This is a genomic window from Azospirillum sp. UFLA03-27 (genome assembly GCF_059803775.1).
The window spans coordinates 1-16929 of record NZ_JAUQTX010000151.1 but is presented as its reverse complement, the minus strand read 5'-3'; the positions used below and the strand labels follow the sequence as shown (position 1 = coordinate 16929).

Sequence of the window (16929 nt, the reverse complement as noted above, 5' to 3'; positions counted from 1 at the left end):
ACCAGCTCGAGCAGCTCCGGATCGTCGACCATGTCGACCTTGTTCATGAACACCACCAGCGCCGGCACGCCGACCTGGCGGGCCAGCAGGATGTGCTCGCGGGTCTGCGGCATCGGGCCGTCGGCGGCCGACACGACCAGGATCGCGCCGTCCATCTGCGCGGCGCCCGTGATCATGTTCTTCACGTAGTCGGCGTGGCCCGGGCAATCGACGTGGGCGTAGTGGCGGTTGGTCGTCTCGTACTCGACGTGGGCGGTCGAGATCGTGATGCCACGGGCCTTCTCTTCCGGCGCCTTGTCGATCTGGTCGTAGGCGGTGAAGGTCGCGCCGCCGCTCTCGGCCAGCACCTTCGTGATCGCCGCCGTCAGCGACGTCTTGCCGTGGTCGACGTGGCCGATCGTGCCGATGTTGCAGTGCGGCTTGTTCCGCTCGAACTTTGCCTTCGCCATGGTGTGTGCTCTCCGTCTCTTTGTCGTTCCAGCGGTTTCAGGCCATCCTGGCGCGGATGGTCTCCGCAATGGTCTGCGGCACCGGCTCGTGGTGGTCGAACTGCATCGTGTACTGCGCGCGCCCCTGGCTCATCGAGCGCAGGGTGTTCACATAACCGAACATCGACGCCAGCGGAACCATCGCCAGGATCGAGCGGGCGTTGCCCCGCTGGTCCATGGCGGTGATCTGTCCACGGCGGCTGTTCAGGTCCCCGATGATGTCGCCCATGTAGTCTTCAGGCGTCACCACCTCAACCCTCATGATCGGCTCCAGAAGCATCGGGCCGGCCTTCTGCATGCCGTCGCGGAAGGCCGCGCGGGTCGCGATCTCGAAGGCGAGCACCGAGGAGTCGACATCGTGGAAGGCGCCGTCGACCAGCGCGACCTTGAGGTCGATGACCGGGAAGCCGGCCACCACCCCGGCGTGCAGTGAGGCGTCCAGCCCCTTCTGCACGCCCGGAATGAACTCCTTGGGCACGGCGCCGCCGACGACCTTGTTCTGGAAGACGAAGCCGCTGCCGGCGGGCTGCGGCTCGAAGACCAGCGTGACGCGAGCGAACTGGCCGGTGCCCCCGGTCTGCTTCTTGTGGGTGTAGTCGATCTCGGCGGCCCTGGAGATGGTCTCGCGGTACGCCACCTGCGGCGCGCCGACGTTCGCATCCACCTTGAACTCGCGCTTCATGCGATCGACGATGATCTCCAGATGCAGTTCACCCATGCCCTTGATGATCGTCTGCCCGCTTTCATGGTCGACGGCCACGCGGAAGGAGGGGTCCTCCTGGGCGAGGCGGGACAGCGCCATGCTCATCTTTTCCTGGTCGGCCTTGGACTTCGGCTCGACGGCCACCTCAATGACCGGTTCCGGAAACTCCATCCGTTCCAGGACGATGGGCTTGGCGGGATCGCACAGCGTGTCGCCGGTCGTCGTGCTCTTCAGCGCGGTGAAGGCAACGATGTCGCCGGCGTAGGCCTCGTCGATCTCCTCCCGGCTGTTGGCGTGCATCAGCAGCATGCGGCCGATGCGCTCCTTTTCGTCCTTGCCGGGGTTCAGCACGGCGGTGCCGGAGGCGACGGTGCCGGAATATACCCGCACGAAGGTCAGTGACCCGACGAAGGGGTCGTTCATGATCTTGAAAGCGAGCGCGGAGAAGGGAGCGGCATCGTCCGGTGCCCGCTCGTCCGTCTCGGGGCCGCCGACGCGGTGTCCTCGGACCGCCCCGATGTCCACAGGGGCCGGCAGATAGTCCACCACGGCGTCCAGCATCGGCTGGATGCCCTTGTTCTTGAAAGCCGAGCCGCAGAGGACCGGCACGAAGCGCAGGCCCACGGTGCCCTTGCGGATGCAGGCCCTGAGCGTGTCCTCGGACGGTTCCTGACCGGACTCGAGATAGGCCTCCATGGCCGCGTCATCGAGTTCCAGGACCGCGTCGAGCAACGCTTGGCGATGGCGCGCCGCTTCGTCCCTCAGGGCGTCGGGAATGTCGGTGTAATAGAACTCCGCGCCCAGCGTCTCTTCTTTCCAGACGATGGCGCGCATGGCAACCAGATCGACGACGCCGACGAAGCTGGCCTCGGACCCGATCGGAAGCTGGAGAACGAGCGGGAAAGCGCCCAGCCGTTCCTTCATCATGGCGACGCAGCGGAAGAAGTCCGCGCCGGTGCGATCCAGCTTGTTGACGAAACACATGCGGGGCACGCCGTACTTGTCGGCCTGCCGCCACACGGTCTCAGACTGAGGCTCCACCCCCGCAACGGAGTCGAACACCGCAACCGCACCGTCGAGCACGCGCAGGCTGCGTTCGACTTCAATGGTGAAGTCGACGTGGCCAGGCGTGTCGATGATGTTGATGCGGTGGTCGCGCCAGAAGCAGGTCGTGGCCGCGGAGGTGATGGTGATGCCCCGTTCCTGTTCCTGCTCCATCCAATCCATCACCGCGGTGCCCTCGTGCACCTCGCCGATTTTGTACGACTTTCCAGTGTAGTACAAAATCCGTTCGGTGGTCGTGGTCTTACCAGCATCGATGTGAGCCATGATGCCGATGTTGCGGTAACGGTTCAGGGGATGGGAACGGGGCATGACAAGCACCTGGGCCGGTGGGTGCCTTACCAGCGGTAGTGCGAGAAGGCCTTGTTGGCTTCCGCCATACGATGGGTGTCTTCGCGCTTCTTCACGGCGGTGCCACGCTGGTTGGCGGCATCCAGCAGCTCACCCGACAGACGCTCGGTCATGGTGTTTTCCGAGCGGGCGCGGGCGGCGCCGATGAGCCAGCGGATGGCCAGGGCCTGGGCGCGGTCCGTGCGGACCTCGACCGGAACCTGATAGGTGGCGCCACCGACGCGACGCGAGCGCACTTCGAGGTGCGGCTTCACGTTCAGCAGGGCGTCGTGGAAGACCTGAACCGGCTCGTTCTTGGTCTTGGCCTCGATGCGGCTGAGCGCGCCGTAGACGATGCGCTCGGCGGCCGACTTCTTGCCGTCCAGCATCAGGCAGTTCATGAACTTGGTCAGGACGCGGTCGCCATACTTGGCGTCCGGCAGGACCTCACGCTTCTCGGCGCGACGACGACGGGACATCGTGAATACTCCTTACTTCGGACGCTTCGCGCCGTACTTCGAACGACGCTGCTTACGGTCCTTCACGCCCTGGGTATCGAGCGTGCCGCGGATGATGTGGTAGCGAACGCCGGGAAGATCCTTCACACGGCCGCCGCGGATCATAACCACCGAGTGTTCCTGGAGGTTATGGCCTTCACCGGGGATGTAGGAGGTCACTTCGAAGCCGTTCGTCAGGCGAACGCGGGCGACCTTACGCAGAGCCGAGTTCGGCTTCTTCGGCGTGGTCGTGTAGACGCGGGTGCAGACGCCACGCTTCTGCGGGCACGCCTCCATCGCGGGAACCTTATTGCGCGCGGCCAAGGGCTCGCGCGGCTTACGGATCAACTGGTTGATCGTCGGCATATCTGCCCTTCATCCCTTCAGGTCGATCGGCCGGCGGAGCCGGACCGATTGGAAAAACGCCCAGCGTTAACCGGACGATACAAAAGCCCGCCTGCGAAGCCTGAGGGGCTTCGAGCGGGCCCAATGGTCGAACGCCGTCGGATCGGTCCGCAAGGACCTTGTCGTTCGGCTATGTCGCTTGGGTTCAGCCGGATGCCGGACGGAATGGACGAAAGACCTTCCCGAGGCTCCTTTTGAAGTTCGCGGACTATATGGGTCTGCCGGGAACCCGTCAAGCGCGCAGATGACCGTTCTTCGTGCGCGCCGACGACGTTTTTGCGTCAGCTGGCGCGAGCGGACCGGCGGCGTCGCAACGCGTCGGCACCCGCCGCTACCGCGGCGGCCCGCGCCTCAAGCATCGGGCGCATCCGGGCGAGAAGATCGGTCGTCACCCCCTCTCCCGCCCCGTCCGGCGAACCGGCGTTGAAGGGCGGCTGGGGGTCGTATTCGATGGAGAGCTGGACGAGTTTCGCGGCCTGCTCGCCGAACAGGTCGGCAACGATCCGCAGCGCCACGTCTATTCCCGCGGTCACGCCGCCGCCGGTGAACAGGATGCCGTCCACAACCACGCGCTCAGCGACCGGCGTGGCGCCGAAGGCAGCGAGGAAGTCACGGGAGGCCCAATGCGTGCCGGCCCGCTTCCCCTCCAGCAACCCGGCGGCGCCGAGAACCAGGGAGCCGGTGCAAATCCCGGAGATATACCGGGTGCTGGACACCCGCTCCTCCAGAAAGCTCAAAACCTTCTCGTCGGTCAGCAGCGCGTTGATTCCGCTGCCGCCGGGCACGAGGAGGAGGTCGAGCGGCGGTGCCTCGGCGAGGGTGGTGGTGGGAAGGATCGTCAGGCCTGTGTCCGAGCGCACCGGATCGAGCGTCTTCCACAGCAGATGGACCTTGGCGCTAGGCACACGGGCCAGCACCTCGTAGGGGCCGGTGAGATCGAGCTGCGTGACGCCGGGAAACAGCATGAGGCCGAAGCTGGGCGCTTTGTCGGTCATCACAGACGCTCCGATGCGTGAAGTGGACGATCTTAATCTCACCTGGACAAACGAGAAAGGGGCGCGTCCCCTGCGGAACGCGCCCCCTGCCCTACCCTATGCGCCGGAGCGTCAGGCCGCGGTGCTCTCGCCCGGATGCGGCAGGGCCGGAGCCTCGCCTTCGCCATCCTCGCCCAGCGCCAGGGCGCGATCCCGCTCGGCGGCGATCTGCTTCAGGCGGTTGACGACGGAGCCCGTACCCGCCGGGATCAGGCGGCCGACGATGACGTTCTCCTTCAGGCCTTCCAGGTTGTCGGTCTTGCCCGACACCGCCGCCTCGGTGAGGACGCGGGTGGTTTCCTGGAACGACGCGGCGGAGATGAAGGACCGGGTCTGCAGCGACGCCTTGGTGATGCCCTGCAGAACCGGGTGGCCGGCGGCCGGCTTCAGCCCCTCGGCGACGGTCTTCTCGTTCTCTTCGTCGAACTCCTGACGGTCGACCTGCTCGCCCACCAGGAAGGTGGTCTCGCCGGCGTCGGTGATCTCGACCTTCTGCAGCATCTGGCGGACGATCACCTCGATGTGCTTGTCGTTGATCTTCACGCCCTGCAGTCGATAGACGTCCTGGATCTCGTTGATGAGGTAATTGGCCAGAGCCTCCACACCCATCACCGACAGGATATCGTGCGGCACCGGGTTGCCGTCCATCAGCAGGTCGCCGCGCTGGACATAGTCACCCTCCTGCACGGAGATGTGCTTGCCCTTCGGGATCAGATACTCGCGCTCGTCCCCCGTCTCGTCGTTGCGGACGACGATGCGGCGCTTGGTCTTGTAGTCCTTGCCGAACTCCACGCGGCCGTCGAGGTCCGAGATGATCGCGAAGTCCTTCGGACGGCGCGCCTCGAACAGCTCGGCCACGCGCGGCAGACCGCCCGTGATGTCGCGGGTCTTGGACGACTCGCGCGGGATACGCGCCAGCACATCGCCGGCCCTGACATGGGCGCCGTTCTCGACCGAGAGGATGGCGTCCACCGACATGAAGTAGCGAGCCTCCAGACCGTTGGCGAGCGTGATGATCTCGCCCCGCTCGTCGCGCAGCGTGATGCGCGGCTTCAGATCCGCACCGCGCGGCTGCTGACGCCAGTCCACCACGACCTTCGACGAGATGCCGGTCGCCTCGTCCATCACCTCGCGCATGGAGATGCCTTCCACGAGGTCGACGTAGTGGGCGGTACCCTCGCGCTCGGTGATGATCGGCAGGGTGTAGGGGTCCCACTCGGCCAGCTTCTGGCCGCGCTCGACCTTCACACCCTCGTCGGCGAGCAGCTTCGCACCGTACGGAACGCGGTGACGCGCCCGCTCGCGGCCCTGCTCGTCGAGCAGGATCACCTCGGTGCTGCGGCCCATGACCACCGGGATGTTGGAGGAGTTGATGACGACGTTGCGGTTGTGGATCCGCACCGTGGCATCGAACGCCGCCTCCACCTGGCTCTGCTCCGCGCCGCGCTGCGCCGCGCCACCGATGTGGAACGTGCGCATGGTGAGCTGCGTGCCCGGCTCGCCGATCGATTGGGCGGCGATGACGCCGACGGCCTCGCCGACGTTGACCAGCGTGCCGCGGGCCAGATCACGGCCGTAGCACTTGGCGCAGACGCCGTCCTTGGTCTCGCAGGTCAGGACCGAACGGATCATGACGCTGTCGATGCCCGAGCGCTCGATGCGGTCCACTGTGGGCTCATCGATCAGGCCGGCGTTCGGCACGATCAGCTCGCCGTTCAGCGGGTCGATCAGGTCACCCACCACCGTGCGGCCAAGGATGCGGTCGCCCAGCGGGGAGATGACCTCGCCGCCATCGATCACCGCCTTGACGGTGATGCCCTTGTCGGTGCCGCAATCCGTCTCGACGATGATGGCGTCCTGGGCCACGTCGACGAGACGACGGGTCAGGTAACCGGAGTTCGCCGTCTTCAAGGCCGTGTCGGCCAGACCCTTGCGGGCGCCGTGGGTGGAGTTGAAGTACTCCAGCACGGTCAGGCCTTCCTTGAAGTTCGAGATGATCGGCGTCTCGATGATCTCACCCGACGGCTTGGCCATCAGGCCGCGCATGCCCGCCAGCTGGCGGATCTGGGCGGCCGAACCACGCGCACCGGAATGGGCCATCATGTAGACCGAGTTCACCGGCTTGCCGGGAGCGGTGTCGGAGATGACCTTCATCATCTCCGTCGCCACCTTCTCGGTGCATTCCGACCAGACGTCGACAACCTTGTTGTACTTCTCGCCCTGGGTGATCAGACCGTCGAGATACTGCTGCTCGAACTCCTTCACCCGCTCCTTGCTGTCGTTGACCAGCTTCTTCTTCGCCTCGGGAATGACCATGTCATCCTTGCCGAAGGAAATGCCGGCGCGGCAGGCGTGGCCGAAGCCGAGCTTCATCAGGCGGTCGGCGAAGATCACCGTCTCCTTCTGACCGCAATGGCGGTAGACGGCGTCGATGACGTTGCCGACGTCCTTCTTGGTCAGCAGGCGGTTGATCAGCGAGAAGGGCACCGCCGGGTTGCGCGGCAGGATCTCGGACAGGAGCATGCGACCCGGAGTCGTCTCCACGATGGAGATCTTCTCGTCGCCATTCTCATCCACGCCCTTGTAACGCGCCTTCACCTTGGCGTGCAGCGTCACGACCTTGGCGTCCAGCGCCTGCTCGATCTCGCCGACGTTGGCGAAGGTCATGCCCTCGCCCTTCTCGCCCGGCCGGTCCATCGTGATGTAGTAGAGACCCAGCACGATGTCCTGCGACGGCACGATGATCGGCTTGCCGTTCGCGGGCGACAGGATGTTGTTGGTCGACATCATCAGGACGCGCGCTTCCAGCTGGGCCTCGAGGCTCAGCGGGACGTGCACGGCCATCTGGTCGCCGTCGAAGTCGGCGTTGAAGGCGGTGCAGACCAGCGGGTGGAGCTGGATCGCCTTGCCTTCGATCAACGTCGGCTCGAAGGCCTGGATGCCCAGGCGGTGCAGCGTCGGGGCGCGGTTCAGCATCACCGGATGCTCGCGGATGACCTCCTCGAGGATGTCCCACACCTCGGGACGCTCCTTCTCCACCATCCGCTTGGCGGCCTTGATGGTCGAGGCGAGGCCATACAGCTCAAGCTTCGCATAGATGAAGGGCTTGAACAGCTCCAGCGCCATCTTCTTCGGCAGGCCGCACTGGTGCAGCTTCAGCTCCGGACCGACCACGATGACCGAACGGCCCGAGTAGTCGACGCGCTTGCCGAGAAGGTTCTGACGGAAGCGACCCTGCTTGCCCTTCAGCATGTCGGACAGCGACTTCAGCGGACGCTTGTTGGCGCCGGTGATGACGCGGCCACGGCGGCCGTTGTCGAACAGCGCGTCGACGGCCTCCTGCAGCATGCGCTTCTCGTTGCGGACGATGATATCCGGCGCCTTCAGCTCGATCAGCCGCTTCAGGCGGTTGTTGCGGTTGATGACGCGGCGGTACAGGTCGTTCAGGTCGGACGTCGCGAAGCGGCCACCGTCCAGCGGGACGAGCGGGCGCAGCTCCGGCGGGATCACCGGAATGACTTCCAGGATCATCCATTCCGGACGCGACTGCGACGACAGGAAGGCGTCGATCAGCTTCAGGCGCTTCACGAGCTTCTTGCGCTTGGCCTCGGACGAGGTGTCCCGCAGCTCCTCGCGGCAGGTCTTCTTCTCCTCCTCCATGTCGAGCGCCGACAGCATGATGCGCAGCGCTTCGGCACCGATGGAGGCAGTGAAGGCGTCCTCGCCGTACTCGTCCTGGGCGGAGACGAACTCCTCCTCGCTGAGAAGCTGGTGGAGCTTCAGCGGGGTCAGGCCCGGCTCGATGACGACGTAGTTCTCGAAGTAGAGAATGCGCTCCAGATCCTTCAGCGTCATGTCGAGCAGCAGACCGATGCGGCTCGGCAGGGACTTCAGGAACCAGATGTGGGCGACCGGAGAGGCCAGCTCGATGTGGCCCATGCGCTCGCGCCGGACCTTCGACAGCGTCACCTCGACGCCGCACTTCTCGCAGATGATGCCACGGTACTTCATGCGCTTGTACTTGCCGCACAAGCACTCGTAGTCCTTGATCGGGCCGAAGATGCGGGCGCAGAACAGGCCGTCGCGCTCAGGCTTGAAAGTGCGATAGTTGATGGTTTCCGGCTTCTTGATCTCGCCGAACGACCAGGACCGGATGCGCTCAGGGCTCGCGATCTGGATGCGGATCTGATCGAAGCTCTGGGGACCCTGGACCTGGCCGAAAATGTTCATCAACTCGTTCATGACCGTCTCCCGCTGGCAGCGCCGCGTTGTCGGTTAAGGGCAGTTCCCGCCGGAAGGGGCCAACATGGCCCCTCCTCCGGCAGGTTCAAGTCTCTTGGGCTCAGTACGACCGCTGGTTCAGCTCGACGTTCAGGCCCAGGGAGCGCAGCTCCTTGACCAGAACGTTGAAGGACTCAGGGATGCCCGCCTCGAAGTTGTCGTCGCCGCGGACGATCGCCTCGTAGACCTTGGTACGGCCGGACACGTCGTCCGACTTGACCGTGAGCATTTCCTGCAGCGTGTAGGCGGCGCCGTAAGCTTCGAGCGCCCACACTTCCATTTCACCGAACCGCTGTCCGCCGAACTGGGCCTTACCGCCGAGCGGCTGCTGGGTGACCAGCGAGTAGGGACCGATCGAGCGCGCGTGGATCTTGTCGTCCACCAGGTGGTGCAGCTTCAGCATGTAGATGTAGCCGACGGTCACCTTGCGGTCGAAGGCCTCGCCGGTGCGGCCGTCGATCAGGGTGACCTGACCGGAGCGGTCCAGACCCGCCTTCTCCAGCTGCTGGCAGATGTCCTCCTCGCGCGCGCCGTCGAAGACCGGCGTGGCGAAGGGAACGCCCTTGCGCAGGTTGCCGCCCAGCTCCAGCAGCTCGCCTTCGGTCATGTCGGCGATCTGGTCGTCGTAGACCTTCTGGCCGTAGGCTTCCTTCAGCGTGATGCGCAGCCCGTCCATGGTCTGGGCGGCGTCGCCGCGGCCCTTCATGGCGAGGCGGTACTGGTCGATGGCGCGGCCGATCTGCTTGCCGAGGCCGGCCGACGCCCAGCCCAGGTGGGTCTCCAGGATCTGACCGATGTTCATGCGCGACGGCACGCCCAGCGGGTTCAGCACCAGATCGACCGGCTGGCCGTCCTCCAGGTAGGGCATGTCCTCCTGCGGCAGGATGCGGGAGACCACACCCTTGTTGCCGTGGCGGCCGGCCATCTTGTCGCCCGGCTGCAGCTTGCGCTTCACCGCGACGAAGACCTTGACCATCTTCATCACGCCCGGCGGCAGCTCGTCGCCGCGCTGCAGCTTCTCGACCTTGTTCTCGAAGCGGTTCTGCAGCGCCTGGATCGAGTCGTCGAAGACCTTGCCCAGGCTCTCCACCGTCTCCATCACCTGCTCGTCGGCGATGGAGATCTGGCGCCACTGGCCCTTGGTCAGGTTCGCCAGTTCGGCATCGGTGAGCACCGTGCCGGCCCGCATGCCCTTCGGCCCGGACTGGGCGGTCTGGCCGAGGATGACCTCCTTCAGGCGGGTGTAGAAGCTGCGCTCCAGGATCGCGCGCTCGTCGTCGCGGTCCTTGGCCAGCTTCTCGATCTCGGCGCGCTCGATCGCCAGGGCGCGCTCGTCCTTGTCGACGCCGCGGCGGCTGAACACGCGGACCTCGACGATCGTCCCGGCCACACCCGGCGGCAGACGCAGCGAGGTGTCGCGGACGTCGGACGCCTTCTCGCCGAAGATGGCGCGCAGCAGCTTCTCTTCCGGCGTCATCGGGCTTTCGCCCTTCGGCGTCACCTTGCCGACCAGGATGTCGCCCGGACGGACCTCGGCGCCGATGTAGACGATGCCGGCCTCGTCGAGGTTCTTGAGGGCTTCCTCACCGACGTTCGGAATGTCGCGGGTGATTTCCTCCTGGCCCAGCTTGGTGTCGCGGGCCATGACCTCGAACTCCTCGATGTGGATCGAGGTGAAGACGTCATCCTTGACGATGCGCTCGTTGATGAGGATCGAGTCCTCGAAGTTGTAGCCGTTCCACGGCATGAAGGCGACGAGCACGTTGCGGCCCAGCGCCAGCTCGCCCAGCTCCGTCGAGGGGCCGTCGGCGATGATGTCGCCGGCCGCCACGCGGTCGCCCACCTTCACCAGCGGACGCTGGGTGATGCAGGTGTTCTGGTTGGAACGCTGGAACTTCAGCAGGTTGTAGATGTCCACGCCCGGCGCCGTGGCGTCGGACGAGTCGGTCGCCCGGACCACGATGCGGGTCGCGTCGATCTGGTCGACGATGCCCTTGCGCTTGGCGACGATGGTCACGCCGGAGTCACGGGCGACCGTGGCCTCCATGCCCGTGCCGACCAGCGGCGCGTCGGCCTTGACCAGCGGCACCGCCTGACGCTGCATGTTCGAGCCCATCAGCGCGCGGTTCGCGTCGTCGTTCTCAAGGAACGGGATCAGCGCCGCGGCGACGGAGACGAGCTGCTTCGGCGAAACGTCGATCAGGTCGATGGCCTCCGGGCGGAACATCAGGTACTCGCCGCCCTGCCGGCACGACACGAGGTCGGCGGCGAAGCGGTTGTCCGCGTCCAGTTCGGCGTTCGCCTGGGCGACGACGTAGCGGCCCTCCTCCATGGCGGAGAGGTAGACCACCTCGTCGGTGACGATGCTATCGCGCACCTTGCGGTACGGGCTCTCAATGAAGCCGTACTGGTTCACGCGGGCGTAGGTCGCCAGCGAGTTGATCAGACCGATGTTCGGACCTTCGGGCGTCTCAATCGGGCAGATGCGGCCGTAGTGCGTCGGGTGCACGTCGCGCACCTCGAAGCCGGCGCGCTCGCGGGTCAGACCGCCCGGCCCGAGGGCCGAGAGACGACGCTTGTGCGTGATCTCGGACAGCGGGTTGGTCTGGTCCATGAACTGCGAGAGCTGCGAGGAGCCGAAGAACTCGCGCACCGCCGCCGCCGCCGGCTTGGCGTTGATCAGGTCGTGCGGCATGACCGTGTCGATCTCGACCGAGCTCATGCGCTCGCGGATCGCGCGCTCCATGCGCAGCAGCCCGACGCGGTACTGGTTCTCCATCAGCTCGCCGACCGAGCGGACGCGGCGGTTGCCGAGATGGTCGATGTCGTCGATCTCGCCGCGGCCGTCCTTCAGGTTCACCAGAACCTTGAGGATCGACATGATGTCCTGCTTGCGCAGGACACGGACGCTGTCCTCGGTCTGGAAGTTCAGGCGCGCGTTCATCTTGACGCGGCCCACCGCCGACAGGTCGTAGCGCTCGCTGTCGAAGAACAGGCCGGCGAACAGCGCCTCGGCCGACTCCAGGGTCGGCGGCTCGCCCGGACGCATGACGCGGTAGATGTCGATCAGCGCATCCTCGCGGGACGCGTTGCGGTCGGCCGCCATCGTGTTGCGGATGTAGGCGCCGACGTTGAGGTGGTCGATCGCCAGCACCGGCAGCTCGTCGACGCCGGCCTTCTCCAGCTTGTCGAGATCGCTCGCCGACAATTCATCACCGGCTTCGAACAGGACTTCGCCGGTCCGCTCGTTGATGATGTCGACGGCGAGGTAGCGGCCGGTCAGCTCCTCGGTGGAGACGAGCTGCTCGGCGAGGCCGCCCTCGACCAGCTTCTTGATCAGGCGCGGCGTCATCTTGGTGCCGGCCTCGGCGACGACCTGGCCGGAGGCCGCGTCAACGAGGTCGGAGGCGACCTTCACGCCCTTCATGCGGTCGGCGTTGAAGGGGGTCTTCCAGCCGCCCGACGCGCGGGTGTAGGTGATGGTGTCGTAGAAGAAGTTGAGGATTTCTTCCTTCGCCATGCCCTGCGCCTCGTAGGGCAGCAGGTCCTTCTTCTGAGCCTTCCGCTCGGCGCGCAGCGCCTCGGTCTCCGCGCCGTCCAGAGCGAACAGCAGCGTGGTGGCCGGCAGCTTGCGGCGGCGGTCGATGCGCACGTACACCAGATCCTTGGCGTCGAACTCGAAGTCCAGCCAGGAGCCGCGGTACGGGATCACGCGGGCGGCAAAGAGATACTTGCCCGACGAATGGGTCTTGCCCTTGTCATGGTCGAAGAAGACGCCCGGGCTGCGGTGCATCTGCGAGACGATGACGCGCTCGGTGCCGTTGATGATGAAGGTGCCGTTGGCCGTCATCAGGGGCATGTCGCCCATGTAGACGTCCTGCTCCTTGATGTCGCGGATCGAGCGCAGGCCCGTGTCCTCTTCCACGTCGAAGACGGAGAGGCGCAGGGTTACCTTCAGCGGGGCGGCGAAGGTCATGCCGCGCTGCTGGCACTCCTCGACGTCATACTTCGGCTGCTCAAGCTCGTACTTCACGAAGTCGAGGACGGCGCGGTCGGAGAAGTCCTTGATCGGGAACACCGACCGGAACACCTCCTGCAGACCCAGGTTGGCCCGCTTCTCCGGCGGGACGTCCATTTGCAGGAAGTGATCGTAGGAGCTGCGCTGCACCTCGATGAGGTTGGGCATCTGGGTGACTTCCGGGATGCGCCCGAAGCTCTTCCGAACACGCTTTCGACCCGTAAAGGATTTGGCCATGGATGTCCCCAAACGTCAGAATCGTGAGTACGCTCGACCAGAAGCACGCGAACCAGGGTGCTCGCCGCGACGCGGCGATGATCGCGCGGCCCGCCCCTTATGCAGGGACGGAAAGAGCCGGACCGAGAAACCCGGTCCGGTGGAAGGCAGAAAACGCCGTGCGGCGGCAGGCCCCCTCGGGGACCAGCCGCCGTCCGGCGTGGATATGTCTTATCCGTCGCAGCAAGACGGTCTTACTTAATATCGACCTTGGCGCCGGCCTCTTCAAGCTGCTTCTTGATCTTGGCGGCCTCGTCCTTCGACACGGCCTCCTTGACCGGCTTCGGGGCGCCTTCGACCAGGTCCTTGGCTTCCTTCAGGCCCAGGCCGGTGATGGCGCGGACTTCCTTGATCACGTTGATCTTCTTGTCGCCGGCGTCGGCGAGGATCACGTTGAACTCGGTCTGCTCTTCGACCGGGGCGGCGGCGGCGGCCGGACCGGCGGCGGCAACGGCCACCGGAGCGGCGGCGGAGACGCCCCACTTCTCTTCCAGCAGCTTCGACAGCTCGGCGGCCTCGATGACGGTCAGGGCCGAGAGATCGTCGACCAGCTTCTGCAGATCAGCCATTTTAATGCTCCAACAACTCGATGTTCTGGGATGGGTAGACAGCTAGACGGATGCGGCTCAGGCCGCCTCGTCCTTCTTCGCGTAGGCCGCCAGCACACGGGCGACCTGGCCGCCCGGAGCCTGGAGAACGCCGGCGATGCGGGTCGCCGGGGTCTGGATCATGCCCACGAGCTTGGCGCGCAGTTCGTCCAGCGACGGGAGCGTGGCGAGAGCCTTAACTCCCTCCGCGTCGAGGATCTGGTCGCCGAGAGCGGCACCGACGATCTTCAGCTTCTCGTTGGTCTTCGCGTAGTCAGCCACCACCTTGGCGGCCGCGACGGGATCCTTCGAGTAAGCGATCGCGGTCGGCCCCTTGAAGAGACCGTCCAGACCTTCGAACTGCGTGCCCTGAAGGGCGCGGCGGGCGAGCCGGTTCTTCGTCACCTTGAAGCTCGCGCCCGCGGCCCGAATCTTGCCACGCAGGTCGGTGACTTCCGCCACCGTCAGGCCAAGATGGTGGGTGACCACCACCAGGCCCGTGTCCTGGAGCTTCGACTGCAGGTCCGCGATCGCCGCTTCTTTTTGTGTACGATCCACGGATCGCCTCCTTGCACAGAGGTTTACGTGGGGCCCCTTCCCTTTCGGTGGGGAGCCCCGGCGAACCTGTCCCAGAAGTTCGAGCCGTTCCTGAACCGCGGGCAAGCCCGCGTGGTTAACGGTTCAACTCCTGTCTGCTCTGGCGGGTTTAAGCCCTTGCCTCCGGGGAGGCGCGAGCACCAGCGGTCTTGGACAGGGTGGGCATCCCCGCAGGGACACCCGATCGCCGCCGGTTCCCAAGGGAATCGGCGGCGAAACTCAGATCACTCAGGCCGTGGCGGCCAGAGTGGACAGATCAAGCTTGAGGCCCGGGCCCATCGTCGAGGACAGCGAGACCTTCAGCAGGTACTGGCCCTTGGCACCGGTCGGCTTGGCGCGGGTGATGGCATCCACGAAGGCGCGGATGTTCTGCACCAGAGCCTCTTCCGAGAAGCTGGCCTTGCCGACGCCGGCATGCACGATGCCGGTCTTCTCGGCGCGGAACTCCACCGCGCCGGCCTTGGCGGCCTTGACGGCGCCGGCCACGTCGGGGGTCACGGTGCCCAGCTTCGGGTTCGGCATCAGGCCGCGCGGGCCGAGGACCTTACCGAGCTTGCCGACGACGCCCATCATGTCCGGGGACGCGATGCAGCGGTCGAAGTCGATGTTGCCGGCCAGGATCTTCTCGGCCAGGTCGTCGGCGCCGACGATGTCCGCGCCGGCGGCCAGGGCGTCGTCCGCCTTGGTGCCCTTGGCGAACACCGCGACGCGAACGGTCTTGCCGGTGCCGTTCGGCAGGTTCACCACGCCGCGGACCATCTGGTCGGCGTGACGCGGGTCGATGCCCAGGTTCATGGCGATTTCGATGGTCTCATCGAACTTCGCCTTGGGCAGGCCCTTGATCAGGGAGACGGCGCCTTCCAACGAGTAGAGCGCCTCGCGGTCGACCTTCTTGTAGGAATCGGTCAGTCGCTTGCCGAGCTTCGCCATGGGATCAGCCCTCCACCACTTCGAGGCCCATCGAGCGGGCGGAACCAGCGATCATGCTCGCGGCCGCCTCGACGTCGTGGGCGTTCAGGTCCTTCATCTTCTTCTCGGCGATGTCACGAATCTGGGTCTTCGTGATCTTGCCGGCGAAAGCGCCCTTGCCGGTGGTCTGCGAGCCCTTGTCGATGCCAGCGGCCTTCTTCAGGAAGTAGCTGACCGGCGGGGTCTTCGTGACGAAGGTGAAGGTACGGTCGCCGTAGGCGGTGATGACCACCGGGATCGGCATGCCGACTTCCAGGTCCTGCGTCTTGGCGTTGAACGCCTTGCAGAACTCCATGATGTTCAGGCCGCGCTGACCGAGCGCCGGGCCGATGGGCGGCGACGGATTCGCCTTGCCGGCCGGAACCTGCAGCTTGATGAAGCCGACGATTTTCTTTGCCATGTCACAACCTCCAGATACGACGCCTCGATACGCTGACGGGCGTCGCGGGGCTTTGCGGTGCGGCTATGGCGGGCCTTCCGCAGCAGAAAGGAGCACGTGACTGTTCATCACGTGCCCCGGGAAAACTCTAAACTCAGACCTTCTCGACCTGGGTGTATTCCAGCTCGACCGGCGTGGAGCGGCCAAAGATGGACACCGCCACCTTGAGGCGGGCCTTCTCCTCGTCGACTTCCTCGACGGTGCCATTGAAGGAGGTGAAGGGGCCGTCGCTCACGCGAACCTGCTCGCCCACCTCGAAGGTGATCGAGGGCTTGGGGCGCTCAAAGCCTTCCTGCACCTGATGGATGATCCGCTCGGCTTCACGTTGGCTGATCGGCTGCGGCTTGCCGCCGCCGCCCAGGAAGCCGGTGACCTTCGGCGTGTTCTTCACGAGATGCCAGGACTCGTCCGTCAAATCCATCTTGATGAGGACGTAGCCGGGGAAGAACTTCCGCTCGGTGTTGATCTTGGAACCCCGGCGCACCTCGACCACTTCCTCGGTCGGCACCAGGATTTCTTCGAACTTGTCTTCCAGACCCTTCTGAGCCGCCTTTTCGCGGATGGCCTGGGAAACCTTCTTCTCGAAGCCCGAATAGACGTGAACGACGTACCAGCGCGCGGCCATGGCGATCAGGCTCCCAGCCCAAGGATCATACGGACGGCGAAGGCCAGCACCTGATCCACGACGAGGAAGAACAGCGAAGCCAGCACCACCATGACGAACACCATGGCGGTCGTCACGCCGGTTTCCTTGCGGGTCGGCCAGGTGACCTTGGCCACCTCGCGGCGGACGTCGCGCGCGAATTCTGCGGGGTTCACTTTAGCCATCGTAGACCGTGCGGGCTCCGGTGCGACGTGTAGGGCGCGGTCAGCGACCCGTTCTTGTTCGGTACGGCGTGGCAGGAGTGGAGGGGCTCGAACCCCCAGCCCCCGGTTTTGGAGACCGGTGCTCTACCAATTGAGCTACACTCCTATCGCCGCAGGCTCTACCCCCGGCGGGGAGCGGAGCTTATAGCGCATAGCCGCGTGGCTTGCTAGCCTTTTTATCGGCCGGCATGCCGAAATCGACAGGGATCAACCCCGCCGCCGAACCACATGGGAACGGCGGCGGGATCGACTCCTTAACTTACTTGATGATCGAGGCGACGACGCCGGCGCCGACCGTACGGCCACCCTCGCGGATGGCGAAGCGCAGGCCCTCGTCCATGGCGATCGGAGCGATCAGCTCGACTTCCATGGAGAT

The 16929-nt window shown here is 65.4% G+C and carries 14 protein-coding genes and 1 tRNA gene; all 15 read right to left on the bottom strand.

Annotation, left to right across the window (positions count from 1 at the left end):
- A partial coding sequence (locus Q4I23_RS20845; protein ID WP_456530166.1) for a GTP-binding protein occupies positions 1–449 on the bottom strand: 449 nt, incomplete at its 3' end.
- Positions 450–486: 37 nt separating this feature from the next.
- The gene (gene fusA / locus Q4I23_RS20840; protein WP_498527460.1) at positions 487–2565 is read right to left on the bottom strand and encodes an elongation factor G; all 2079 of its coding nucleotides are present in this window, start codon (positions 2563–2565) and stop codon (positions 487–489) included.
- 26 nt (positions 2566–2591) lie between these two features.
- Positions 2592–3062 carry a 30S ribosomal protein S7 gene (gene rpsG / locus Q4I23_RS20835; protein ID WP_014241043.1) on the bottom strand — a complete coding sequence of 157 codons (471 nt, stop codon included), beginning with the start codon at positions 3060–3062 and terminating at the stop codon, positions 2592–2594.
- A gap of 12 nt (positions 3063–3074) precedes the next feature.
- Positions 3075–3446 carry a 30S ribosomal protein S12 gene (gene rpsL, locus Q4I23_RS20830; RefSeq protein WP_012973201.1) on the bottom strand — a complete coding sequence of 124 codons (372 nt, stop codon included), beginning with the start codon at positions 3444–3446 and terminating at the stop codon, positions 3075–3077.
- Positions 3447–3766: 320 nt separating this feature from the next.
- Positions 3767–4480 carry a DJ-1/PfpI family protein gene (locus tag Q4I23_RS20825; protein ID WP_498527459.1) on the bottom strand — a complete coding sequence of 238 codons (714 nt, stop codon included), beginning with the start codon at positions 4478–4480 and terminating at the stop codon, positions 3767–3769.
- A gap of 111 nt (positions 4481–4591) precedes the next feature.
- A complete protein-coding gene (gene rpoC, locus Q4I23_RS20820; protein ID WP_237903164.1) occupies positions 4592–8761 on the bottom strand; it encodes a DNA-directed RNA polymerase subunit beta' in 4170 nt (1389 codons plus the stop codon).
- A gap of 100 nt (positions 8762–8861) precedes the next feature.
- A complete protein-coding gene (rpoB, locus tag Q4I23_RS20815) occupies positions 8862–13055 on the bottom strand; it encodes a DNA-directed RNA polymerase subunit beta (RefSeq protein ID WP_145629662.1) in 4194 nt (1397 codons plus the stop codon).
- Between the two features lie 233 nt (positions 13056–13288).
- Positions 13289–13663, bottom strand: coding sequence for a 50S ribosomal protein L7/L12 (gene rplL / locus Q4I23_RS20810; RefSeq protein WP_035675064.1), 375 nt, complete (start codon positions 13661–13663; stop codon positions 13289–13291).
- A gap of 57 nt (positions 13664–13720) precedes the next feature.
- Positions 13721–14239: a 50S ribosomal protein L10 gene (gene rplJ / locus Q4I23_RS20805; protein ID WP_237903163.1), complete on the bottom strand. Its 519-nt coding sequence runs from the start codon at positions 14237–14239 to the stop codon at positions 13721–13723.
- Between the two features lie 267 nt (positions 14240–14506).
- The gene (gene rplA, locus Q4I23_RS20800) at positions 14507–15208 is read right to left on the bottom strand and encodes a 50S ribosomal protein L1 (RefSeq protein ID WP_035675066.1); all 702 of its coding nucleotides are present in this window, start codon (positions 15206–15208) and stop codon (positions 14507–14509) included.
- Positions 15209–15212: 4 nt separating this feature from the next.
- Positions 15213–15647, bottom strand: coding sequence for a 50S ribosomal protein L11 (rplK, locus tag Q4I23_RS20795; protein ID WP_014241051.1), 435 nt, complete (start codon positions 15645–15647; stop codon positions 15213–15215).
- Between the two features lie 133 nt (positions 15648–15780).
- Positions 15781–16311, bottom strand: coding sequence for a transcription termination/antitermination protein NusG (nusG, locus tag Q4I23_RS20790; RefSeq protein ID WP_014241052.1), 531 nt, complete (start codon positions 16309–16311; stop codon positions 15781–15783).
- Between the two features lie 5 nt (positions 16312–16316).
- Entirely contained in the window at positions 16317–16514 is a 198-nt protein-coding gene (secE, locus tag Q4I23_RS20785) for a preprotein translocase subunit SecE (RefSeq protein ID WP_035675069.1), read from the bottom strand.
- A gap of 69 nt (positions 16515–16583) precedes the next feature.
- Positions 16584–16659: transfer RNA gene (locus Q4I23_RS20780), tRNA-Trp, on the bottom strand.
- A gap of 153 nt (positions 16660–16812) precedes the next feature.
- Positions 16813–16929: EF-Tu C-terminal domain-related protein (locus Q4I23_RS20775; protein ID WP_498527461.1), on the bottom strand; the 117-nt coding region annotated here is incomplete at its 5' end.

What these genes read in the sequence shown, in the direction of transcription:
- fusA (WP_498527460.1), bottom strand. Translation starts at nt 2,565, where the DNA reads ATGCCCCGTTCCCATCCCCTGAACCGTTACCGCAACATCGGCATCATG.
- rpsG (WP_014241043.1), bottom strand. Translation starts at nt 3,062, where the DNA reads ATGTCCCGTCGTCGTCGCGCCGAGAAGCGTGAGGTCCTGCCGGACGCC.
- rpsL (WP_012973201.1), bottom strand. Translation starts at nt 3,446, where the DNA reads ATGCCGACGATCAACCAGTTGATCCGTAAGCCGCGCGAGCCCTTGGCC.
- Q4I23_RS20825 (WP_498527459.1), bottom strand. Translation starts at nt 4,480, where the DNA reads ATGACCGACAAAGCGCCCAGCTTCGGCCTCATGCTGTTTCCCGGCGTC.
- rpoC (WP_237903164.1), bottom strand. Translation starts at nt 8,761, where the DNA reads ATGAACGAGTTGATGAACATTTTCGGCCAGGTCCAGGGTCCCCAGAGC.
- rpoB (WP_145629662.1), bottom strand. Translation starts at nt 13,055, where the DNA reads ATGGCCAAATCCTTTACGGGTCGAAAGCGTGTTCGGAAGAGCTTCGGG.
- rplL (WP_035675064.1), bottom strand. Translation starts at nt 13,663, where the DNA reads ATGGCTGATCTGCAGAAGCTGGTCGACGATCTCTCGGCCCTGACCGTC.
- rplA (WP_035675066.1), bottom strand. Translation starts at nt 15,208, where the DNA reads ATGGCGAAGCTCGGCAAGCGACTGACCGATTCCTACAAGAAGGTCGAC.
- rplK (WP_014241051.1), bottom strand. Translation starts at nt 15,647, where the DNA reads ATGGCAAAGAAAATCGTCGGCTTCATCAAGCTGCAGGTTCCGGCCGGC.
- nusG (WP_014241052.1), bottom strand. Translation starts at nt 16,311, where the DNA reads ATGGCCGCGCGCTGGTACGTCGTTCACGTCTATTCGGGCTTCGAGAAG.
- secE (WP_035675069.1), bottom strand. Translation starts at nt 16,514, where the DNA reads ATGGCTAAAGTGAACCCCGCAGAATTCGCGCGCGACGTCCGCCGCGAG.